This is a genomic window from Nocardia abscessus NBRC 100374, from assembly GCF_000308455.1.
Taxonomy (GTDB): Bacteria; Actinomycetota; Actinomycetes; order Mycobacteriales; family Mycobacteriaceae; genus Nocardia; species Nocardia abscessus.
This window is the reverse complement of record NZ_BAFP01000266.1, coordinates 1-23,251: the sequence shown is the minus strand read 5'-3', so window position 1 is coordinate 23,251 and position 23,251 is coordinate 1. Positions and strand designations below refer to the sequence as shown.

The 23,251-nt window shown below is 66.0% G+C and carries 14 protein-coding genes and 2 pseudogenes; 10 read left to right on the top strand and 6 right to left on the bottom strand.

Translation table 11 applies throughout. The features are described 5' to 3' along the window. Positions 1–151: 151 nt before the first annotated feature. The 4 genes from ON19_RS33420 to ON19_RS33405 all read left to right on the top strand — a co-directional run bounded on the left by ON19_RS33420 (position 152) and on the right by ON19_RS33405 (position 3,382). On the top strand, positions 152–910 hold the full coding sequence (locus ON19_RS33420) for an SDR family NAD(P)-dependent oxidoreductase (protein ID WP_043702205.1): 759 nt from the start codon (positions 152–154) through the stop codon (positions 908–910). A gap of 37 nt (positions 911–947) precedes the next feature. Next, positions 948–1,391 (top strand): nuclear transport factor 2 family protein, encoded by a 444-nt coding sequence (locus ON19_RS33415; protein ID WP_227954787.1) that lies wholly within the window; start codon positions 948–950, stop codon positions 1,389–1,391. Further along, positions 1,391–2,419, top strand: coding sequence for an NAD-dependent epimerase/dehydratase family protein (locus ON19_RS33410; protein ID WP_051169565.1), 1,029 nt, complete (start codon positions 1,391–1,393; stop codon positions 2,417–2,419). Before ON19_RS33415 ends, ON19_RS33410 begins: the two co-directional genes overlap by 1 nt. A 219-nt stretch (positions 2,420–2,638) precedes the next feature. Further along, positions 2,639–3,382: a nuclear transport factor 2 family protein gene (locus ON19_RS33405; RefSeq protein ID WP_157229963.1), complete on the top strand. Its 744-nt coding sequence runs from the start codon at positions 2,639–2,641 to the stop codon at positions 3,380–3,382. 258 nt (positions 3,383–3,640) lie between these two features. Here the strand turns inward: ON19_RS33405 and ON19_RS39430 are convergent. Then, a pseudogene (locus ON19_RS39430) lies at positions 3,641–4,057 on the bottom strand (SRPBCC family protein); the annotation flags it as partial. Here ON19_RS39430 and ON19_RS43045 point away from each other — a divergent pair. Together ON19_RS43045 and ON19_RS33390 are read left to right on the top strand one after the other, a co-directional pair. Next, positions 4,028–4,390 (top strand): annotated as a pseudogene (locus tag ON19_RS43045) (TetR family transcriptional regulator); the annotation flags it as partial. The pseudogenes ON19_RS39430 and ON19_RS43045 overlap by 30 nt on opposite strands. Positions 4,391–4,883: 493 nt before the next feature. After that, entirely contained in the window at positions 4,884–5,477 is a 594-nt protein-coding gene (locus tag ON19_RS33390; protein ID WP_043702189.1) for a hypothetical protein, read from the top strand. A gap of 49 nt (positions 5,478–5,526) precedes the next feature. On the opposite strand, the gene ON19_RS33385 is transcribed toward ON19_RS33390, so the two are convergent. Then, a complete protein-coding gene (locus ON19_RS33385; protein ID WP_043702090.1) occupies positions 5,527–6,213 on the bottom strand; it encodes a TetR/AcrR family transcriptional regulator in 687 nt (228 codons plus the stop codon). Positions 6,214–6,306: 93 nt separating this feature from the next. Here ON19_RS33385 and ON19_RS33380 point away from each other — a divergent pair, with 93 nt between their 5' ends. From ON19_RS33380 to ON19_RS33370, 3 genes are all read left to right on the top strand, one after another. Continuing rightward, complete coding sequence (locus ON19_RS33380) at positions 6,307–7,818, top strand: MFS transporter (RefSeq protein WP_051169563.1); 1,512 nt, start codon at positions 6,307–6,309, stop codon at positions 7,816–7,818. 651 nt (positions 7,819–8,469) lie between these two features. Further along, positions 8,470–10,254, top strand: coding sequence for an ABC transporter ATP-binding protein (locus ON19_RS33375; RefSeq protein ID WP_063709524.1), 1,785 nt, complete (start codon positions 8,470–8,472; stop codon positions 10,252–10,254). Next, a complete protein-coding gene (locus ON19_RS33370; RefSeq protein WP_043702086.1) occupies positions 10,251–11,996 on the top strand; it encodes an ABC transporter ATP-binding protein in 1,746 nt (581 codons plus the stop codon). Before ON19_RS33375 ends, ON19_RS33370 begins: the two co-directional genes overlap by 4 nt. A gap of 118 nt (positions 11,997–12,114) precedes the next feature. Here the strand turns inward: ON19_RS33370 and ON19_RS33365 are convergent, their stop codons facing one another. The 4 genes from ON19_RS33365 to ON19_RS33350 all read right to left on the bottom strand — a co-directional run bounded on the left by ON19_RS33365 (position 12,115) and on the right by ON19_RS33350 (position 17,781). Further along, a complete protein-coding gene (locus ON19_RS33365) occupies positions 12,115–13,422 on the bottom strand; it encodes a salicylate synthase (RefSeq protein WP_051169562.1) in 1,308 nt (435 codons plus the stop codon). A gap of 93 nt (positions 13,423–13,515) precedes the next feature. Next, positions 13,516–15,105: an NAD(P)/FAD-dependent oxidoreductase gene (locus ON19_RS33360; RefSeq protein ID WP_051169561.1), complete on the bottom strand. Its 1,590-nt coding sequence runs from the start codon at positions 15,103–15,105 to the stop codon at positions 13,516–13,518. Positions 15,106–15,520: 415 nt separating this feature from the next. After that, positions 15,521–16,753: a cytochrome P450 family protein gene (locus tag ON19_RS33355; protein WP_043702083.1), complete on the bottom strand. Its 1,233-nt coding sequence runs from the start codon at positions 16,751–16,753 to the stop codon at positions 15,521–15,523. 14 nt (positions 16,754–16,767) lie between these two features. Then, a complete protein-coding gene (locus ON19_RS33350; protein ID WP_043702080.1) occupies positions 16,768–17,781 on the bottom strand; it encodes a methyltransferase in 1,014 nt (337 codons plus the stop codon). Between the two features lie 155 nt (positions 17,782–17,936). Between ON19_RS33350 and ON19_RS33345 the strand changes: the two genes are divergently transcribed. Continuing rightward, the coding region (locus tag ON19_RS33345; protein WP_255218439.1) for a non-ribosomal peptide synthetase at positions 17,937–23,251 on the top strand (5,315 nt) is incomplete at its 3' end.

The window sequence follows — 23,251 nt, the reverse complement described above, 5'->3', positions numbered from 1 at the left end:
GGAGGTCCAGGCGCCCTCCTCCACGGCACTCAGCATCTTGACTCCATTCGCCCGCTGCTCTACGTTCAGGAAACTAAATATTCGATAGTCTCTATCGAATATTCGATACAGGTGGGCCGAGGGTTCGGGCTCTGGCGAGGAAGCGATGCCGATGACAACGACGCTGGACGGCCGCGTAGCGGTGGTGACGGGCGCGGCGAGCGGAATCGGCGCGGGGATCGCGACAGTGCTGGCCCGCGCCGGCGCACGGGTTGTCGTCGCGGATCGCGACGCCGCGGGTGCCGAGAGCCGAGCCGAACAGCTGCGGGATGCGGGCCACGAGGCCGAGTCGGTGTACGTCGAACTGAGTGAGGAGTCCTCGGTGGTCGCGGCGTGCGCGAGCATCATCAGTCGAAACGGCGCTCCGTGGCTGCTGGTCAACAACGCGGGAATCCAGGACCGGGAACCGCTGATCGAGGCCACCGTCGCCGAGTGGGACCGCGTGATCGCCGTCAACGCGCGCGGCCCCCTTCTGATGATGCGGGAAATCGCGCGCGCGATGATCGCTGCCGGGCAGGGCGGGCGGATCGTCAATATCGCCTCGGCCGCCCTGCAAGGTATGGCGGTCGAGGGACTGGGCTCCTATGCCGGGTCGAAAGGAGCCCTTCTCGCGCTGAGCCGTGCGGCGGCAATGGAACTGGCCCGCCACGCCATCACGGTCAACACCGTGATGCCCGGCGGAGTGATCACTCCCGGGGCGATGGCCGCCAGAGGTCCCACACCGCAAGGCCCGGCCGCGCAGCGCATGCCGCCGCTGGGCATGGTCGAGCCCGAGGAAATCGGTTCTGCGGTGGGCTTCTTCGCCGCCCCGGCCGCCGCCCGGATCACCAATCAGACGATCACCGTCGACGGTGGATTCAGCATCACCTGATCCGCTCGTTCGCCACCTCCAATCCTCAGGAACAGCGATGACCACACCACAGATCCTCGACGCCGTCCATGAACTGTCCCAGGCCAAAGCGCGATACTGCCTGGCCGTCGATGCCAAGGACTGGGACGCCTTCAGCGAACTGATGACCGCAGACATCCGGCTCGACGTCAGCGACGGCAACGCCGGCGTCCCGGTGATCGTCGGGCGAGACTCTGCTGTCGCGATGATCCGCGCCTCTTTGACCGGGGCCAAGACCTGTCATCAGGTTCACACACCGCTGATCGACGTCGACGGCGATGTCGCTCGCGTCGTCTGGGCCATGCAGGACCGCATTCTGTGGGACAACGGGGCGACGCTGACCGGATACGGCCACTACCACGAGCGCTGGATACGGGAGCACGGCGCCTGGAAACTCGCCTCGCTCACCCTGACCCGATTGATCACCGAGCTGTCCCGCCCGACCGACCGTCCGGAGACGTGATGGCACGGCCGAAGAAGCTCGTCATCGGCGCCAGCGGATTCCTCGGAAGCCACGTCACTCGCCGACTGGTCGCCGACGGGGAAGACGTGCGAGTGATGATGCGCGCCACCAGCTCGACCCGCGCCATCGACGACCTCGACGTGGAACGCCGCTACGGCGATATTTTCGACGACGCCGCACTGGGCTCCGCGATGAAAGGGTGCGACGTCGTCTATTACTGCGTGGTCGACGCGCGGATGTGGCTGCGTGACCCCGCTCCGCTGTTCCGCACCAACGTCGAAGGGCTGCGCCACGTCCTGGACGCGGCAACCGCGGCGAAACCGGATAAGTTCGTCTTCACCAGCACCACCGGGACGATGGCGATCGGCAACGAGCGCCCCGTCACCGAAGACGACCCGCACAACTGGAGCGACGGCGGCCCCTATATCGCCGCCCGCGTCGCAGCCGAAGACCTGGTGCTGCGCTACGCCCGGGAGCACCGACTCCCCGCGGTCGCGATGTGCGTCTCCACCACCTACGGACCCGGCGACTGGGCGCCCACACCACACGGCTCGCTGATCGCACGAGTCGCCGCCGGACGATTCCCCTGCTACTTCGACTTCTCAGCCGAAGTCGTCGGTATCGAAGACGCCGCCCGCGCCATGATCCTCGCGGCTCACCGCGGCCGCCCCGGCCAGCGCTACATCATCTCCGACCGCTACCTCAGCAACCGCCACATCTACCAGATCACCGCCGCCGCTGCCGGTGTCGCGCCCCCGCGCCTGCGCCTACCGCCGACGCTGCTGCATGCCGGAGCACGCGGCAACGACCTCGCCGCCCGTCTCCTACGCCGCGATCTGCCTTTCGCCGCCGTCGGACTACGCATGGCCGAACTGATGTCACCACTCGACCACAGCAAAGCTGTCAACGAACTCGGCTGGACCCCCGAACCCGTCGAACACTCTCTCCGCCGCGCCGCCCACTTCTTCACCCAGGCCCGGAATAATCCCGGCTACCGAACGGGCGCGCAGCCCCGTCGAAAGAATTAACGGAGCGCGAAATCGCCGGCCGCTCTGTCGTCACCCATCTGCCTGCCAAGTGCATCACGGCGACAGGACCTATCAAGTGAGAACGCGCGCAAATTCGAATGCTGCCGTGAATGGCGAAAGATTGCCTTTCATTGCTTCCGTCGGCAGAAAACTTCCAGCTCGAAAACGCATCACACGATATGAATCTCACGTGCGGTGCACCGAGCGAGGAAATGCCCTGTGAGCTTCCAGGGCCGAAAGGGACAGTCGTCAATCCGCGATGGGGTGTCCCTCGCAACCGACACGTCCCACTCAAAGAGGAGAAGAGATATGTCTGTACAAAACCATCGTAGGTTCCCGGCCGGACCGGGCGAGCGACGCTTACTGCGCGCCGCAATGGCGTTGAGCACGGTGACAATGCTCGGTGCCGTCGGCGTCTCGATCGCCAACGCCGAGCCGCCGGCACCCTCGGCGCCATCGGGCGCTTTCTCGGCGGTCGACTCGGTCGCTGAGATCGAAGCGATCAAGCAGCTCAAGGCAAACTACTTCCAGAGCATCGATACGAAGAACTGGGCGGCCCTGCGCGAACTCCTCGATCCCGCCGTCGTGGTGGACACCACGGGCAGCGGCGGCCCCATCCTCGTCGGCAGGGACCCGTTCATCGCCTTCCTGAGGCTCACGATCGGTGGCGCCGACACCCACCATCAAGGCTTCGACCCGGCGATCCAGCTGAAGTCCGCGACGACTGCCGAGGCCGACTGGAGAATGGAGGATGTACTCATATTCGGCGGGACGCTCGGGGTGCACGGCTACGGCAACTACCACGATCGCTATGAAAAGGTGAACGGGAAGTGGATAGTCACGTACTCCAAGCTCACCCGCACCCGCCTGGATCTGATCAACCCCGCTGACGGCACAGTGATCGAGGCGAACGTTCCGCTCGATCAGATCGTCGCGAAAGTCAACGAGATCCTCGGGTTGTAGCAATTACGGCAGAGGCGGGAGAACCACGACGTGTTTCTTCCGCCTTCGCCGCGCTCGGCCTGCTCGTAGTTGGATGCGCGAGCTTGTGGAGGAGGAGAAGCCGACATGCCGTGGCATGGCTCGCGTGTTTCGCCCGCTGTCGTGCCGGACGATCAGTCGGCGGTGGTGCTGGGCCGCAGGATGACGACCGGAATTTCGCGTTCGGTCCATGCTTGGTAGGTGTCGAAGTCGGCGGCTATTCGCGGCTCTGGGGGCCGTTCAGTCCAGGGCGACGCCGAGTTCGGCGGCGAAGGTCTTGATCATGTGCTGGACGCCGATCTCGTTGCGGCCGATGAGCATGTGGTCGTGTTGGCCGTGGCGTACGCCTTCACCGCACTGGGGCAGCATGGCGAAATCCTCGTCGCGTACCGCCGCGTGGACCTGGGAGTAGATCTCGTCGTAGACCGCGCGTTGCTCGTCGCTGGTGGCAGTGATCTTGGCCATCCAACTATGGCGCACAGTGCATCTGGTCGGGGCACCGGCGGGCAGCATGTCGAGAATCTCCACACCGACCGGGCTGTTGGCCAGGATCAAGTTGGGATAGATCCAGTAGATGACGCCCATGTTCATCAGAGGATCCCAGGTGCCGCCCGGGTCGTTGTCGAGGTTGCTGATCCAGTTGAACGGAAAGCCCATGGCATCGCCTACACCCTCGAATGCCTCCCCGGCGACCGATACCTCAGCCTGTTGCTCACCCCCGCCCGCTCCGGCACCTTCTCGGCAGGCGTCACCTCCGACACCGCGCTCGCCTTCGGTCGTTCCATCCTCGAACGCTTCGCCGTCGACTGGGACCAGGCGGGCATCGACAGCGCCCGTCTCGATGAGCTCGTGGAACACATGCTTCGCATCGTCCAGTCCTTCGTCCTCGACCCGGGACGACCTCCCCGCCGCGGTGCCGAACTCCGCGCGTACCTCACCACTTGGGTCGCGCCGGCAGTGCGCAACCTCCAACCGGAGCACCACCAATAAGGCGCTGACCACGACTCCTACCGTCTCACTCACGCGCGAGCGGCCCAAAACTGAACCCCACCGCCGATCGACGCGCTCCGGCTACCGCTGGGGATGGACCGAATCCGAAAACGGCTTGCCTGGCGTGTGACTTGATTCGAGGATGCGGTCACGGCGGAGCGGAGGGGCGTCATGGTCGTACGACGGGATTTCGAAGGGGTGCAGGATCTTGTTCGCCTGCAATCGCTGGCGTGGCGTGTCTGGTCGCCCGAGCGTCGGTTCCACATCGGCGACACTGCTTGGGGCTGGCACTCGGAGCGACCCACTCGGTCATCCTGCCCCGCGGCGACGATGCGTACCCGACATCCGCGCGCCTATATCGGGCCATCGGTTATCGGCCCGGCCCACGCACATTGCTCTACACCCGGAATGTTTGGTTTCGAATCAGATGAAGGCCGTTCAGCGCCCCGCCGGCTCGGGTACGGGCGTCGGTTCTCGGTGGCAGGATGCAGGTGTGGGTGACTATTTCGAACGAATCGTCGACCTCGATGTAGCCTCGGCCGACGCGAGCACGCTGGCCACGCGCATGGTGGACTGGATGGTGTCGCGGCGATGGCTGCTCCGGGAGACTTCGCGCGACGCGATGTACAGCCTCCAGGTCGAGGAAGGCTATGTGCCAGGCCCCGACTGGCCGCAGATCACCCAGGAATGGGGCGCCGACTGGATCCCCGGCCCCGTCGCCGTCATCGTCGGCCGCCACGACCACTATCCCGGACAGGGCGGCATCGAACCCGCCTCCGCGGTATGCCCACGCTGCCAGGCCGCCACCGTGATCATCGACTACCCGCAACGATGGGAAGCCGATCCCGCCGTGTGGCAGCCGTTCTCGGACGCGATCGACGCCTGGAAACGAACAGGCACCGGCGCAGCAATCTGCCCCTCCTGCACCACACCGAGCTCCATCATCACCTGGCAATGGGCAGACCACTTCGCCCTGGGCACCCTCGCCTTCGACTTCTGGGGTTGGCCTCCCCTCACCGAGGACTTCATCACCGAATTCGCCGCCCGACTCGGGCACCGAATCGAACACCACACCGGCAAGTTCTGAACTCGGCGGTCTGTCCAGGCCGAGAGGGGTGGCGGCGGGCAGGTGGGTGCTAGCTGCTGCCTGTCGATCCGAGGTTCGCGACCAGTCCGTCGATGATGTCGCGGGCGGCTTTCGCCGAGTTGTAGCTGTCCATCACGGTCGTCCACTGCGGCAGCAAGCGGACGACGGATGGGTAGTCGCCGAGCAGCTCCGGGCTGGCGAACTCGGTCCAGTGCGCCGGCGATCGGCCGCGGCGGGCGGCGGCGGAGCGTTCGTCGGCCGTCCTGCGGCTGGTGAGTTCACCGAGGGTGAAACGCCACATCACCGAGTACATGTACACCGCCTGCGCATCGGTGGCGCCCAGGGCCGTTGCGGAGGTGACGAATTCGTCGAGGATCCACATCGCCGCGCGGCCATAGGTCTCGCCGGTGACGAGGATGTCGACCACCCAGGGCAGTTCATACAGGGTGTCGATGAGATAGGTGACGATCGCGGCCAGTCGGTCTCGCGGGTCGGCGGGGAGTTCCGGCCGACGGAGTTCGTCGGCGCGGGCATTGAGAACGGCGAAGAACAGCGCGCCTTTGGTGGGGAAGTGGTGGTAGATCGCAGCCGTGCTGACTCCGAGGCGGTCGGCGAGTCGCCGCATGCTGAACGTCTTGGCCCCGTCGGCGGTGAGCATCTGGCCGGTCGCGGCGAGGATCGTTTCGCGGTCGAGGCGAACCGGTCGGCCGCGTTTGCGGGGTGCGGGGTTCGGCACGATCGTCCATTCTGCGTCCCGCGCTCTCGACAGCGCGGGTTAGGGTGTGCTAACCATAATAAAAACACGCGTTAGAAAATTATGGAGGTTGCAGTGACCACGCGCGAACCCGGCCATTCGGGCGCGACACTCGTAGTCGTCTTCCTGGTGATGTTCACGGTTTCCCTGGATCTGTCGATCGTGAATGTCGCGTTGCCCGAGATCGATTCCGCCTTCGGCTACGGCCCATCGCAGTTGAGCTGGGTGATCAATGCTTTCCTGCTGCCCTACGCAGGCCTGATGCTGCTGGGCGGCCGACTGGCCGATCTCATCGGGCGTCGGCGATTGCTGTTCGGCTGCCTGGTGGTGTTCGGGATCGCGAGCGCCTGGGGTGGGGCGGCGCAGTTCGGATGGGATCTGATCGCCGCCCGGGCGCTGCAAGGGGCCGCCGCGGCCACCCTCGCCCCCATGGCGCTGTCCCTGGTGACCTCGGAGTTTCCGGAAGGTCCCGCACGCGCCCGGGCGATGGCGGTATGGGGTGGCGCGGGCGCGGCCGGCGGGGCGTTCGGGGTCGTGATGAGCGGTCTGCTGACCGACTACCTCGGCTGGCGGTGGGTGATGTGGGTCAACCTGGTGTTCGTGGTCGCGGCGGTGGTCGCCGTGCGGCGGGGCGTGCGTGACCATATCGTCGCGCGCCGGGGGCCGGTGGACGTCGCAGGGGCCGCATCGGTCACGGTGGGAATGACTTCACTTGTCGCGGCGGTGATCTCGACCGAGCAGTATGCCTGGTCGTCGGTGCGGGTACTCGGCTTGTTCGGGCTCGGGGTAGTCGCCCTGGCGGTCTTCGTCATAGTGGAGTCGCGGGCGGGTGAACCGCTGGTGCCGCTGGGTTTCCTGCGTCGCCGGGGGTTGATCGGTGCGACCGTCTTCGGGTTCATGTTGGTGTCGGGTCAGATCGCCAGCTTCTACTTCGTCTCCCAGTTGCTGCAACGGGTGCTCGATTACAGCCCGACCCTCACCGGCCTGGCCTTCCTCCCGTTCTGTGTGGGTGTGGTCGTCGGCCTGCGGATCGCCCAGGTCGTAGTCGGCCGCATCGGCGCCCGCTCGGTGATGGGTGCGGGCGGCATGGTGGGTGCGCTGGGACTGGTCTGGTTCGCGCAGGCCACCGAGTCGACCGGATTCGTGACAGGAATCTTGGGCCCGTCGCTGGTGTGCAGTGTCGGGATCGGTGCCGCTATGGTCGCGATGGGTATGGCAGGAGTCTCCGGGGTGCCCGCCGAAAAGGCCGGCCTGGCGTCGGGAATTCTCAGCAGCTCGCGGCAACTCGGCGGGTCCCTGGGTCTGGCCGTGCTGGTGACGATCGCGGGGAATGTCATCGGCGCTGACACGAACCGGACCGTCCTCGTCGACGGGTACACCACCGCCCTGCTGATCGCGGCCCTGTTCGTCGGTCTCGGCTCGGTGGCGGCCGTGGCGATCCTGCCCGCCGACCGGCCTCTGCCGATACCCGGTGAGCAGAGCGAGGCGCAGCCCGCCGTCGGGAAGTGTCCGCCTGCAGGCTCCGAAGTCCGCGCCCACGAAGGGCCGCAGCCTGTCGGCGAACATACAGGCTCCTCGGCCGAGTAGCAGTAGCTCGTGGAGGCGGCAATGCGGCATACCGAGTCTCGCGCGGTGGGGGAGCGGGTGACCTTCTGGAAACTGGCCGCGCCGGTGGCGGGCCGGGTGCGGTTGGCGGGTGTGTTGACCGGTTCGGGCGCGATCGCGGGTCTGTTGCAGCCGAACTCCACGAGGCGGGCACGGGCGCGGTCCGCGTGGACGGGGACCTGGTCATCGCGCCCTCTCCACATGCCGAGCCACGCTGATGGCCGGTGATCCACGAGGTGAGGCGGTGCGCATGACCGCGGCGCAGAACCCGATCTCGTTGTCGCCCGCTAGTTCGGGGCGCCGCGTCGGTCATCCGGTCCTGCGCCGAGATGGCCTGTGTCGCGGGCATGTTCGACGCGTGCGTGTACGTGTGGGCCGTGGAGAGCGGTGGCTCGAGCGGGCCGCTTCGGCTGGGGCGGTGTGTTACTGTGCGCATAGCCGACAATGACAATCGTTTTCCAAGAACCATGACTGTCGGGATGATGAAGTGGGACCTCGATTGCGATGGCCGGGGGTGCCGTGCTGCCGAAGGGGTCGGCGGGAGCTTCTCGTAGGTAACGGACAGGAGCCGTGATAATGGGTGGTACCGGGGCATCGCTCCAGGTAGATGAGGTGGGGCAAGAATCCGCGGAAGTGGTTGAGACAAAGCCCGGCAGCGCCCTGTTTCGAGTGACCGAGCCGGTCCGTGGACGGCTCGGCGTCGCACTGGCGGCGGCCGCGCTGGGGGCAGTGGCCGGGGTGGCCGGGTTCGTGGGAGTAGCTCTGGCGCTGTGGGAGCTGTTCGACGCCGACACTGATACCGGAGCGGTAGTAGCCCTTCTGGTGCTGGCCGCGGTGGGGTTCCTCATCCGATTCGCCTTGCGGGCATGGTCTTTCCTCCTCTCGCACCTGGCCTCCTTCGATCTCGAGGAGCGCTTGCGGACCGATCTCGCCGCGCATCTCGGCCGCGTTCCCCTGGGTGAGGCGCAGCGCCTGGGTTCCGGGGCGGTGAAGAAGATCGTCCAGGACGATGTTCGCGGCTTGCATATGGCGGTGGCCGATGCCGTACCGCTGGCCGGTTTCACAGTGGCCCAGCCCATCGCGGCGCTACTGGCACTGGGTTTCGTGGATTGGCGGCTGCTGCTGGCGGTCGTGTTGTTCCTGCCGGTGGTGTTCATCGGTATGCAGCTGACGCTGCGGGATTACGCCGAGACCCGGCGGCGCTACGACGAGGCCAACGAGGCCATCAACACCGCGGTGGTGGAGTTCGTTCAGGGCATGCCGGTGGTGCGGACCTTCGACGACGGCACGGTATCGTTCCGGCGCTTCGTAGACCGGGTCCGGCAGTTCAACGTGGCGACCACCGCCTGGCAGAACAACAACCGCAGTGCGATGATCTTCGCCAACCTGACGGTGGCACCGTTGCCCACCATCCTGATCGTGCTCATGGTGGGTATCTGGCTGACCTCGACCGGGTCGATGTCACCGGCGCAACTGCTCGCGGCGATCCTCATCGGGACACTTCCGGTGGAATCGGTGGTGCCGCTGATGAACCTGTCCAACCTGATCAATCAATCCAAAGCCGGTGCCGTGCGCATCGTCGAGCTGCTCGATATCGCACCCTTGCCGGAGCCCGACCAGCCCCAGTCCCCGGCCGACGGGTCGATCGTCTTCCGGTCTGTCCGGTTCGGTTACGCGGGCGCGGACCGGGCCGCGCTGGACGGAGTGGACCTGACGGTCCCGAGTGGCACCGTCTGTGCACTGGTCGGACCGTCGGGCTCGGGCAAATCGACGATCGCGCGGCTGATTCCACGGTTCTGGGATGTAGATTCCGGGCAAGTGCTCGTCGGCGGGGTGGATGTCCGCCGAATCGCGTCTCCGGACCTGCTCAGTCATGTAGCACTCGTCTTCCAGGATCCGTTCCTGCTCTCCGACACCGTGGCGGAGAACATCCGGCTCGCGCGTCCCTCGGCCACCGATGCCGAGGTACAGGCCGCGGCGCGGGCAGCCCAGGCACACGATTTCATCGTCTCGGAACTACCCCAGGGCTACGACACGCCAGTAGGTGAGCGGGGGGCGCGGCTGTCCGGCGGACAACGGCAGCGGATCACTATCGCCCGGGCGCTGCTCGCCGATGCTCCGATCGTGATCCTCGATGAGGCGACCTCGTTCGCCGACCCGGAGAACGAGGCGGCCATCCAGGACGCGATCGCCGCGCTCACGCGCGGTCGCACCGTGCTCGTGGTCGCGCACCGCCTGTCCACGATCGTCGACGCCGATCAGATCGTGGTACTCGAATCCGGCCGGGTGTCCGAATCCGGCACACATACCGAACTGCTCGCGTCCGGTGGGCGCTACGCCCGGCTCTGGGAGCATCACCAGCGCGCCCGGGGATGGGGTCTCGGCAGCGGCAAGAACGAGGAGGCCACGAAGCGATGAGAAGAATCCTGCGGCTGATGCTGCTTGCCGCCGGGGACTATCGGGACGAGTTCCGCCGCACCCTGTGGTACACATTCATCAGTTCGATCGCTCAGGCGGGTGCCTATGCCGCGCTGATTCCGTTGCTGTACGAGCTGAGTCAGCCGGAGGTGAACTTCACCACCGTATGGATCTGGTTCGGTGTTCTGGTCGCGTGCTACGTGGTTCAGGCCGTATTCCACTATGGGCAACTCCGGTTCGAGTTCGGCCGGTGGGCCGATGTGCTCGAGGCTGCCCGTTTGCGACTGGGCGAAAAACTGCGAACGATGCCCCAGGACGAACTCGAGCGCCGGTCCGCGGGCGACCTCACCACGGTGATCGGCGGTAACGTCGCCAACGCCACGATGGGTTCGTCCTCGATGGCGCTGCTGTTCATCCAGATGGTGACGGTCCCGGCGGTCATCGGGGTGATCATCGTCGGTATCGATTGGCGCCTGGGTGTGGTGCTCGCGGTATCGGTACCGTTCGCGGTGCTTTTCGTCCGTCGTATCCAGCAGATCTCCGGAGCGGGCTCGCGTCGGCTCGACGCGGCCGATGCCGCGGCAGCGAGCCGGGTGGTCGAATATGTCCAGGGATTGCCGGTGCTGCGCGCTACCGGGCAGGTCGGCAGCGCGTCTCAGCGATTGGTCGAGACCCTCGAAGAGCAGAACGAGGCCATGGCATCCATGCAGAAGCGGCTGACCTGGCCGGGCCTGCTGGCTTCCAGCGTCGTCCAGTTGTGTCTGGTGGGGATGGTGGCACTCGGCGCTGCCCTGGTGCTCGATCTGCAGATGTCCACGGCGTTGCTGATCGCCGTGGTGGCCGCGGCGGTACGATTCGCCGAGCCGATGTCGACAATGTCCAATCTGTCGGCGATATTCGAGATCACCGACTCGGCGCTGGAACGTGTCGGTGAGGTGCTGGATACCCCGCAACTTCCGGTGGGCGACCCGTCGGCGCGAATCACCGGCTACGACATCGCATTCGACGACGTGCACTTCGGTTATTCCGAGGGGGCACCGGTACTGCGCGGAGTGTCCTTCACCGCTCCCGCGCGCTCGCTCACGGCATTAGTGGGTCCTTCGGGATCGGGCAAGACGACGGTGACCAGGATGCTCACCCGCTACGCGGACCCGGATAGCGGCGCTATCCGGATCGGCGGCCTCGATCTCCGGGAGCTCGATCCGGTGGAGATCTACCGGCATATCGCGGTTGTTTTCCAGGATGTGTACCTGTTCGACGACACGATCCGCGCGAACATCGCGATCGGCGCGCCCGAGGCGAGTCAAGCCGAGATCGAGGCTGCGGCGCGGGCGGCCAATGTCCACACCTTCGTCGAACGGCTACCGCACGGATACGACACCCGGGTCGGCGAGATCGGTGGCGCGCTTTCCGGCGGGGAGCGCCAGCGCATCTCGATCGCCCGGGCGATTCTGAAGAACGCGCCGATAGTTCTGTTGGACGAACCGACCGCCGCGTTGGATACCGAGAGCGAAGTCTATGTCCAGGACGCCATCGACGCGCTGGTCGCGGAGAAGACGGTCGTCGTGATCGCGCACCGGCTTTCCACCGTGGTGGCAGCGGATCAGATCCTTGTTCTGGAGGGCGGCCGGGTGACCGAACGGGGCACCCACGCCGAGCTGCTGGCGAATGAGGGGCGCTACAGCGCGATGTGGGCCGCCCAGACACGGGCGCGGCACTGGCGGGTCGCCGCGTCCGCGTAGCGCGGAACTACCACGGCATACTGTCCTCGGCGTGGGTTCCTGCGGCGAGGACAGTAGCCGGTGACATCCTGCCGGACAACGCGAGACCGTGTTCGCGGGGCGCCGCTCGGCGGGTGTGTCAGTATCCGGAGTGCGCTGGTACGAGGTAGGGCGCGATACAAGCGAGTTTTTCGCAGGTCTCCTCGTGTTCGCGCTCGGGCGTGGAGCCGGTGACGACGCCCGCTCCGGCACGTAGCCAGCTCCGCCCGTCGCGTTGGTAGACGGCGCGCAAAATCAATGCGGCATCGAGGGTTCCGGTGCTGTCGGCCCGCACCACAGCACCACTGTAGAGGCCGCGGGTACCGGGTTCGAGGTCACCGATCGCTGCGCAGGCGGCTGCTTTGGGGATGCCGGAGGCGGTGATGGCGGGAAAGACGGCGGCGAGGGCGTCCCAACAGGTCTGATCGGCGGGCAGGAGAGTTTCGACCCGCGACGCGAGGTGTTGCACGCTACCGCGCTCCTTGACGGTGAGGAATTCACTGACCCGTGTGGCGCTGCCGATGCTGTCGAGTTCGCTGTAGGCGAGCCGTACGGAGGTCGCGTGCTCGTAGATCTCTTTCGGATCGGTGAGCAGATCATCCCGTAGGGCACAGTCGAGTTCGGCGTTGCCGGTTCGGGCGCGAGTACCCGCCAGCGGCTGGGTGGCGGCCCGTCCGGTGCCGTCGGCTTCGAGGACGGTTTCCGGGCTGACCCCAGCGGCCTGCCAGCCGCCGAGATCCAGCAGGAACGAGCGGGCCGGAGTGTTCATCCGGCGGACTGCCGCATAGGTGGCCGGCATGTCCACCGCGAACGGCAGGTCCACCCGCCGGGACATGATCACTTTGTGGAACTCGCCGTCGTGAATCCGGTCCAGGGCGTGCCGCACGCGCAGTAGGTAGGCGGTGTCGAGCGCGTCCACCGGCACCGGTGTGGGTGTCGGCGCGGTGGCGACGACATCGGGTAGGTCGAGGTCGAACGGGGCGCCGTAGCTGCGGGTGCGCACAGTGGTTTCGGTGATCTCGAGTTCCACACCGGGCACCATGAAATGGGCGAGGATGTCGTCGGGAGCCGCGGTGTCCGGGCGGTAGAGTTCGAAGCACGCCCAGCCGTAGGCCCGCCACCGCGGCACCGGTGCCCGGTCGAGTGCGGCATGGATCTGCGCCCACGGTGTGCCACTCCAGGATTCGGTGCGGTCACCGCCGAGGGTGGAGTGCAACCGGTCGGGGCCGAGGGTTACCGCGCCGATCGGATTTCCGGCCACATACCAGCGTCCGGGCTGTTCATAGACGACGTAGTCGGTGAGCTGTCCGGAGGCTGCGATCGTGGCCGCCAGTGCCAGTGGGTCGCTGTTGTGCCGACGCACGGTATACGCGTAATCGTCGGCGCCGAGTATGGTAGACCGGTTCATCGTGCTCCCTATCCGGTTCGGGGAGGTGCCAGCCGAGGAACGCCCGGATCGCGCGTGCCAGGATCCGGGCGCCCGTCCAACACCGGCGAAACGTCAGGCAAAGGACTCTTTGATCCACCGTGGCGCCGCGGTGCGGGACCACTGCATGAACTCCATCGCCTTCTCCTGGCCGATATCGACGTACTTGAGCTCAGGTTTCCCGTGGGGCAGGTAGTCGGGAAAGAATCGTTCCCGGTTGATCCGGTCGATGATCGCCGTCGCGGCGGCCGTGGGTGTCATCTCTGCGCGCTCGACCGATCGGCAGGTCTCGCGCGCTGTCGTCAAGAGCCCCCGAACAGCCTGGGCCAGCGGCGAGTCACCGCGCTCCAGAGCCCGGAATACCTGATCGTCCTGGCTGGCGAGATACCTGGACAGAGCGTGTTCCAGGGCGGCGTCGGAGTAGAAGCTGTACGTGTGCCACACCCGGAAGATCGCGTCCCACAACGCGTAGTCGCGAAAACCCACGTACGACGAGTAGGCGAAATCGTCGTGCACGTCGAACATTCGCTGCTGTATCGCATCGACATCGGCAAACCGCTTGGTCGACCAGTCATCGTCGCGCGCCGCCTCGATGATCCGCCATGCCAGGGCGTTCACGGTCTGGAAGGAGTTCGCGAGCCCGCGGGAGAACAGTGCGTCGATCGCTCCGGCGGACTGTGCGGTCAGGCAGAAGCGGTCACCTACCGTATTGGACGCCGAGTACTGCAACCGCCCGGTACTCACCCACGGCCGGACGGCCGTAGCGGATCGGAACTGTTTTGCGACGGCCGGGAACCGCTCGAGAAAGTCGCTGAACTCTTTCTCCGGCGCGGCACGGTCAGCGAAGACCGCGTCCCCGGTCAGGGTGAGTCCCACACTGCACAACGGGTTCATCGAGCGGTCGTTGTTGTCGAACGGAATCACCCAGAGCCAGCCCCCGTCGAAGACATGGTGCAGCGTGCCGTTGTGCCACCGACTCGGCTGGTTGTATCGAACCGGCGCCACGTCGTCGAAGGGCTCGACACCGATCATGTGGGTGAACAGTGAACGGGAGTGTGTCCGCGCCCGAGTGGGTTGTTCACGGAGCCCGAACCGCTCGGCCAGCACGGAGCGGAACCCGGTCGCGTCGACCAGATATTCGGCGTTGAACGCCTCACCGGATGCCGTGCGTAACTCGGCACCACGGTCCGGGTCGATATCGATGTCGTTGATTCGAGTGTTCAATCGGGGCACCGCACCGTAGCGAACGGCGAGGTGGAACAGGTACGAATCGATGTCCTGGCGAAACCAGTGCGATTCGGCGCGGCGGTACCCGGATGTCAGGACGATCTGGTTGGCCTTGTCCGGGTCGGAGGGCCGGCCCTGCTCGTGGTATACGAATCCGAAGTTCTGCTTCTGCCCGCACGTCTTGGTCACATGCTCAGCGGTTTCCTCGAAGTTGGCCAGCGCTTTGAATTCGGGGATGTCGTAACGCTCGGCGAGGATGTGCATCGTGGTGGTGGCGTGCGGAATGGTGGATTCGCCGACCGCGAAGCGCGGATGCACTCCCGCATCGATGAGCAGGACCTTCAGGTTGTGGCGAGCCAGGATCGTGGCCAGTGTGCTACCCGCGATCCCGGCTCCGAGGATGGCGACGTCGTACTGGGTGTCGGTCGGGGGTGTCATGGCTCGAACTCCTTGTGCTGTTGTGGCGATGGGTTTCCCGGCCCCGGAACGGTGGGTTGCGCACCGGAAGTGTCCGGCGAGCGTGGGATCTCGTGAGGGGCCGGGAATCGGCATCGCGCCGCTGCCGTGGGCCGGCTATGTGCCGGCCGAATCGGTTCGCGTCTGAGCGATTCCCGTGTTCAGGCCGTACGCCTGCCGCGATGAAGCCGGAGAGCTGGCCTATCGGACGAACCGGGATCGGTCACATTCACGGTCCTCACGGTAATGACAATCATTGTCGAATACGTTAGTGCACGTTCGCTTGCCGCGCCAGTGCGAGCGTCATCGATCCGATGGAGCATTCGGGGTGACAACTGAACTGGCACCCGACTTCGATGCGACCACAACGGCGTACGGCGGCACGCAGGGGTTCGGATTACGGGCGTATCGGCAGGCGGCGCAGGCCGCGCAGTCCCATGCCGGGGCGCCAGCGCAAATCGGCGGGATCTGCGGCCAAACGCAGCTCCGGCCAGCGCGCGACAAGTGTGGTGAGTGCGATTCCGACCTCCGTGCGCGCGAGGGCCGCGCCCATGCAATTGTGGATACCGCCGCTGAACCCGAGATGGGGCCGAACTTCGCGGTGGATGTCGAAGCGGTGGGGATCGGTGACGTGGGCCGGGTCGCGGTTGGCGGCGGCGGGAAACACCAGCACCCGGTCGCCGGTCTCGATGCGCCGCCCGGCGAGTTCGAACGGTTCCACCGCGTGGCGCGCTGTCGCCGATTCCACCGGCCCCCAGTAACGCATGGTCTCTTCCACTGCCGCTGCCGCCAGTTCGGGATCGTCGCGTAGCGCGGCCCACTGCGCGGGGTGGGTGATCAGGGTCAGTGTGGCGCTGGCGATCAGGCTGGCCGATGTCTCGAAACCGGCGGCCATGAGCAGGCCGATCATGGCCATCAGTTCGCCGTTCGACAGCTTGTCCTTGCCGGACTCGGGGTGCACCAGCCTGCTGATCAGATCGTCGCCGGGGTCGTCTCGTTTGAGGAGGACGAGATCACGTGCGTAGCCCTCGAGTTGTGCACGCAGCTCGGGGTCAGGGGCGGACAACGGGGTGGAGGCGGTCGCCGCCCGCACGGCGAGTGTGTGCAGGCCGGGATGCCAAGCCTCGGGAAAGCCGAGAATCTCGCCGAGCACGGTCAGCGACAGCGGGTAGGCGTAGGCGTGCAGCAGATCCACAGTGCCGTCACCGCTTTCGGTCATCTTCTCCGCCTCGTCCAGCAATCGTTCGGCGTGCCGGACCACCGCGGGGCGCAACGCGGTGACCGACCTGGAAGTGAACGCCTGCTGCGCGGCGCGTCGCAGCCGGGTGTGCTCCGGCGGGTCGGACAACAGCATGGTGTGCGGGGCGCTCGGGATCTGGGCCCGCGCCCTGGCCGCGAGTTGCTCGGGGGACAGGAGTGTGCGCGGATCATTGGCCAGCCGGGGGTCGCGCAACGCAGCCTCGGCCGCCGCGTATCCGGTGATCATCCAGAATCCCCGGCCCGGTTGCTCCGGCAGTTCGACGAGGGTGACTGGTGACTGCGCGCGCAGCTCGTCGTAGATGGTGTGGGCTCGTTCGTGGAAGTCTTCGGCCAGGAGGTCGACCACGATCGGACGGGGTTTGTCGAGCATGGGTGGCGTTCCGTTCATACCGGCATTGCCTCGATGAGCGAGTACGACGTGGGCAGGATGGTGGGATGCATCGCCTTGACCTCGAAACCGGCTCGGCGGCAGAGTAGTTCGTACTCCGAGCGCGTGCGTTCCTGCCCGCCCATATTGACGAGCATGCTGATATCGGTGAGGTAAGGAGCCGGATTCGAGGTGTCGACCATCTCGGGCAGTACGGATTCCACGATCAGCAGCCGCCCGTGATCCGGTATCGCCTTGCGGCACCGCCCGAGGATGGTCACGCAGCGTTCGTCGTCCCAATCGTGGAGGATGTTCTTGAGTACGTAGGCATCTCCGCCATCGGGGACGGCGGCGAAGAAGTCGCCGGCCTCGACGCGGCAGCGGTCTGCGACACCTGCGGCGGTGAGAGTCGAGGAGGCCTCGGCGACCCCGGTCACCGAGTCGAAGAGCACACCGCGCAGCGTGGTGGTCCCGCGAAGGATTTCCGCCAGCAGGGTGCCGCCGCCGCCGCCGACGTCGACGATGGTGTGGTGCCGGGTGAAGTCGTAGCTCACCGGTATCAGTTGCGCGATGGGCAGGCTGACCTGTCGCATTGTCGCGTTGAACCGTTCGGATAGTTCCGGCTGCGTGGCGAGGAAGCCGAAGAAGTCGGTGCCGTATTGCCTTTCGAAGGTCGGCTGCCCGGTGCGAATCGCCTCTTCGGTCAGCTTCCAGGAGTCCAGCAGTGCCGGCTCTGTGAAAAGCAGCACCGCGGCCGCCTGGGAATCCGGCCGGTCCGTGCGCAGCGGCATGCCCGCCTCGGCCAATCGATATGTGCCCGGCTGGGTTTCGACGACCAGCTCCAACGCGGCCAACGCGCGGAGCAGCCGGAGGAGCGAGCTGGGATGGGCCTGGGTGGCCTCGGCCAGTTCGGTGTAGCCGCGTTCGTTATCGCCCAGATGATCTGCGAGCCCGAGTCGAGCGGCGGTGCCGACAACCTGGGAGCAGATCGTACCGAACATCATGTTCATGAGTCGCAGATGAGCTGCCATGTCTACTTCCTGTGCAACACCGAAGCTATTCGCCGCGTGTGTGTTTCGTGTCTCTGAATCGGTCTTGACCGGCCTGGTGAGACACCGTAGATTGTAGCACTACTGAAAATGGTTATCGTTTGCCAGTTGGGAATGTGATGCAGGAGCAGCTCCGTTTGCCACTCGTACGCACAACGAAAAAGGTGGACTGGGGCCACGGTGTAGATGGATTGCGGCAGGAAGTCAGCGCGCTGACCGGCGTGCCGGTGGAAGAGTTGACCGACGACGCCAACCTGCTCGAGCTCGGGCTCGATTCGGTGACCGTCATGCGCATCTCGGGGTTGATGCGACGCGCGGGCAAGCAAGTGGAGTATCGGGATCTCGTGCAGAACCCGACGCTCGGCTCATGGTGGAAGCTGCTGCACCGCAGTGACTCCGGCACTGCGGAGGAAGCCGGCGTCGTGGACCGATCGGCTCCGTTTCCGCTGGCGGTGATGCAACACGCGTTCTGGATCGGGCGGACACAGGCGCAACAACTCGGTGATGTCGCTGCGCACTTCTACAGCGAGTTCGACCATGGGGGCGGTGTCGCGCCGGATCGGCTGGAGCGTGCGGTACGTGACCTGATGGCGCGGCACCCGATGTTGCGGGTGGCGATCGACACCGCGGGCATGCAGCGAGTGACCGACAGCGGGGCCTGGTCCGGGCTGACTGTCCACGATCTGCGGGAGCTGCCCGAGCCCGAGCGCCTGCGGCGACTGGCTCAGACCAGGGACACCCTGTCGCACAGGAGCATGGATGTCGGGGCAGGTGAAGTATTCGATATCCAAGTCTCGTTGTTGCCCGATGGCCGCACCAGGGTGCACCTGGATCTGGACATGATCGCCGGGGACGCGCTGAGTTTGCGTAATCTCCTTGCCGATCTGACCACGCTGTATGAGCGCGGCCCCGGGGCGCTGCCCGCCCTGGAGTACAGCTACGCGCAATACCTTGTCGACCGTGGCAGTGCTCGCGCGAAAGCTCGTGAGCAGGCTCGCGATTGGTGGCAGTCGCAGCTGCCGGGCCTGCCCGAGGCGCCTGAGCTTCCGCTGCTGGCCTCTGAAGAGGCCACCGGTGGCCCACGGGTCGACCGCCGCCGTTACTGGTTGTCGCCGGAGCGCGCGGCGCTGTTGCGCGAGCGGGCGCACCGCGCGGGCCTGACCACCGCGAGCGTGCTGGCCACTGTCTTCGCGGAAACGATCGGTGCCTGGAGCAGTACCGATCGGTTCCTGCTGAACTTGCCGGTTTTCGACCGGGAACCCCTGCACGACGACGTGGACCGCATTGTCGGAGACTTCTCCAGCTCCGTACTGCTCGACGTGGACCTGTCCGCCTCGATGTCGGTAACTCGACGGGGGCAGGCGATCACCGATCGGCTGCGCGAAGTTCTGGGGTATGCCGCATACTCCGGTGTCGAGGTGCTGCGGGATCTGAGCCGGGCCAACGGCGGGGAGCGGGTACTGGCGCCGGTGGTGTACACCAGCGCGCTGAGCCTGGGTGAGCTGTACGCACCCGAGGTCCGGCAGTGCCTGGGAGAACCGTGCTGGACGATATCGCAGGGGCCACAGGTCTGGCTGGACGCTCAGGTGACCGAGTTCGACGGCGGCATCCTGCTCAATTGGGATGCCCGGGTCTCACTGTTCCCGCCTGGAATGCTGGACACGATGTTCGACGCGTACGTGTGTTTCGTCGAACTATTGCTGGACGACGACGGCGCCTGGGACCGCGACGCACCGTGGCCGGTCACCGGTCGCCAGGATGTCGAGGTCGCCGCCGCGCCGGTCACACCATTGCACCAGCGGTTCTTCACCCGGGCCGCCGCGGATCCACGCCGGACGGCGTTGCTCGCCGACGGAGCGACGATTTCCTACGGCGAACTCGCGGTACAAGCCCGCCGCATGGCGCGGTTACTGGTGGACAAGGGGATCGGCCGCGGGGACAGCGTAGCCATCACGTTGCCCAAAGGGGTCGAGCAGATCGTGGCGACACTGGGCGTGCTCGCGGCGGGTGCGACGTACGTGCCCTCAGGTATCGATCTGCCAGCCGCGCGGCGCGAGCGGGTCTACCGCACGGCGGGCGCCCGGCTGGTCATCACCGACCCGGAAACCGCGGCCGCGGGGTCATGGCCCGACGACATCGAACCGGTCTTCCCGGAGCAGTCCCGCACCGTGGATCCGTTGGCCGAGATCATCGTGGCGGACCCCGAGGACGTGATGTATGTGATCTTCACCTCGGGCTCCACCGGCGCTCCCAAAGGCGTAGAGGTGCCACACCGCGCCGTTGCCAACACCATCGATGCGGTCAACGGCCGGTTCGACATAGGTGCGGACGACCGCACGATCGCATTGTCCGCTCTGGACTTCGACCTCTCGGCTTATGACCTGTTCGCGTTCTTGGCATTCGGTGGCTCGCTGGTCGTCGTAGAGGAGGCGCGGCGTCGTGATGCCGCCGCCTGGGCGGAGCTGATCCGCCGGTGGGACGTGACCGTCGTCAGCGCCGTACCCGCGCTGCTGGACATGCTCTTGATCGCGGCAGCTGACTCCGGGCTGGGTACAGCGCTGCGGGTGGTCATGCTCGGCGGTGACCGGGTCACCGTCGACCTGCCCGATCGGCTGCGCCGACTCGTTCCCGGCTGCCGGTTCGCCGGCCTCGGCGGCATGACCGAGGCCGCCATCCACGCCACCGTTTGCGAGGTCGACACGGTCGACCCCGACTGGTCGAGCGTGCCCTACGGAGTTCCCCTGCCCCATGCTCACTGCCGGGTAGTCGACGGCCACGAGCGGGATCGCCCGGAATGGGCGCCCGGCGAGCTGTGGGTCACCGGCGGCGGACTGGCGCACGGCTACCGCGGCGACCCGGTGCGCACCGCGGAGAAGTTCGTCGAACGGGACGGGGTCCGCTGGTACCGCACCGGCGACCTGGTGCGATGCCGGCCCGACAAGACACTGGACTTCCTCGGCCGCACCGATCACCAGGTCAAGATCCGCGGGCATCGGATCGAACTGGGCGAGATCGAGTCGGTTCTGGCGGAACATCCGCGGATCATCGCGGCGGCGGCCGCGGTGGTCGAGCAGGCCACCCGGGCACTCGGTGCGGTCGTCGTCGGCGAGGACGACGACCTCGATGACGCGGCCCTCCGTGGCTGGCTGGGTGAGCGGTTGCCCGGCTATATGATTCCCCGCCTTTTCGTCCGCAGACCAGAACTCCCGATCACCCGCAACGGCAAGATCGACCGCGCCGCGGTACAGACCGCGCTCACCGCGGCAGGCGGAAGAGCCACTGCCGGTGGCGATTCCGCGGCGCCGACGGGCCGGGTGGAGCGAATCACGGCGCAGGCGTGGGCTGTGTTGCTCGGTGTCGAGGAGATCCGCCGTGACGACGACTTCTTCGCCCTCGGCGGCGACAGCCTGCTGGCCACCCGGTTGGTCCGGCGCCTCGCCGCCAGCGGTGTGGTGGGCGCCGATCTGGCGCAGCTGTTCACCAACCCCACGCTGGCCGCATTCGCCGCGACCCTGACGTTCGGCACTGTCGAGGAGGTGCCGACGACAATCACCTTCGCCCCCGAGCATCTGTACGAGCCGTTTCCGTTGACCGATATCCAGGTGGCGTACTGGCTGGGCCGGTCGGAGGATTTCGATCTCGGTGGAATCGGTGCGCATCTGTATATCGAGTACGACTGGCCCGGTCTGGATTTGGCTCTGCTGGAGCGTGCCTGGAATCGGTTGATCGATCGGCATGCGATGTTGCGTGCGGTGGTCGGTGCGGATGGGACGCAGCGGGTATTGGAAGAGGTTCCCGCGTATCGGATTCCGGTGGTCGAGGGGGACGTGGTTGCCTTACGAGAAGACATCTCGAATCGCGTTCTCGACACTGGTAACTGGCCGTTGTTCGAGGTCCGGGTCGTACGCGATGGCGAGATTACGCGGGTCTGTGCGGTTTTCGACACGCTGATCGCTGATGGTCTGAGCGCATTGGTGCTCCTTTCCGAGTGGACGCGGCTCTACGCGGACCCGGATATCGAGTTACCCGCATTGGGACTGGAGTTCCGCGATTATGTGATGAGTTGCTCTCCGTCGGAGGAACAGATACAGGCGGGCTTGTCGTATTGGCGTTCGCGGTTGGCGGAGTTGCCGCCTGGTCCGCAGTTGCCGTTGCGGGTTTCTCCCGCGGTGATCGAGCGTCCTCGGTTCACTCGTCGGGAGGTGCGACTGGATCGGGAGACTTGGCACCAGATCGTCGTGCGTGCTCGTCGTTTCGGTGTGACACCGAGTGTGGTGTTGCTGGCGTGTTATACGTGGGTACTGGGTGGGTGGAGTGCGCAGCGTGATCTGACTGTCACGTTGACTCGTTTCGACCGTCGTGAGGTACACCCGGACATCATGCGGGTGGTGGGGGATTTCAGTTCGTTGCTGTTGGTGGCGGATCGCCCGGTCGAGAAGGAGAGCTGGCTGGGGCGTGCTCGGCGGTTGCAGGAGCAGTTGTGGAGTGATCTGGATCATCAGCAGGTTTCCGCGGTGCGGGTGTTACGGGAGCTCGCTCGTGACAGCGAAGTGGTCGCCGAGCCGGTGCCGGTGGTTTTCACGTCGATGTTGGGTGTGGATGACGAGCTGGCTCGGTCGGTGCGCTGGCCGGATTACACGCGGACGCAGACTCCGCAGGTGTGGCTGGATCATCAGGTCATCGAGTTGCCGGATGGGCTTGTGCTGAGCTGGGATTCGGTGGACGAGTTGTTTCCGGACGGCCTGGTCGACGATATGTTGGCTAGTTACCACCAGCTTTTGTGCCGGCTGGTTGAGGCGGATTGGGAACAGCCGCTGTGCGAGGCGTTGCCGGTGCTGCCGCCCCGCCAGCAGATCGTCCGCGACCAGGTCAATGACACCGCAGGGCCGGGACCACGCGATGTTCCCGGTGGTGGGTTGTTGCATACACCGATGTTCGATATCGCGGCTGCTGATCCCGGCCGCACGGCGATCATCGATGGCGACACCGTTGTCGGTTTCGGTGAATTGGCCGAGCACAGTAGGCGGATCGCGGGGCTGCTGATCGAACACGGGGTGCGGCCAGGTGACGCGGTCGCGGTGTCTGCGGCTCGGGGTGTGGCGCAGGTGGCGGCGTTGTATGGGGTCCTAGCTGCCGGAGCGGTGTATGTGCCGGTCGCCAAAGACCAGCCAAGGCAGCGTCGTGACGCGATACTCCGACAAGCCGAGGTGTCGGTGGTGCTCACTGACGACACCGACCAACATACCGACACTGCTCGACTCGACGACATAGGCGGACGTGCCGACGTCGTCGGGTGCGCTGACATGAATGGCCCCGATGGCCCCGATGGCCTCGATGAGCGGGCCGGCGTCGCCGGACACGACCATTCGAGTGGATCCGGTGTCATCGCCGAAGTCGCTGGGAACGACGAGATCGCCGGACGTGACGATGTCGCTGAAGATTCTGACCAGGG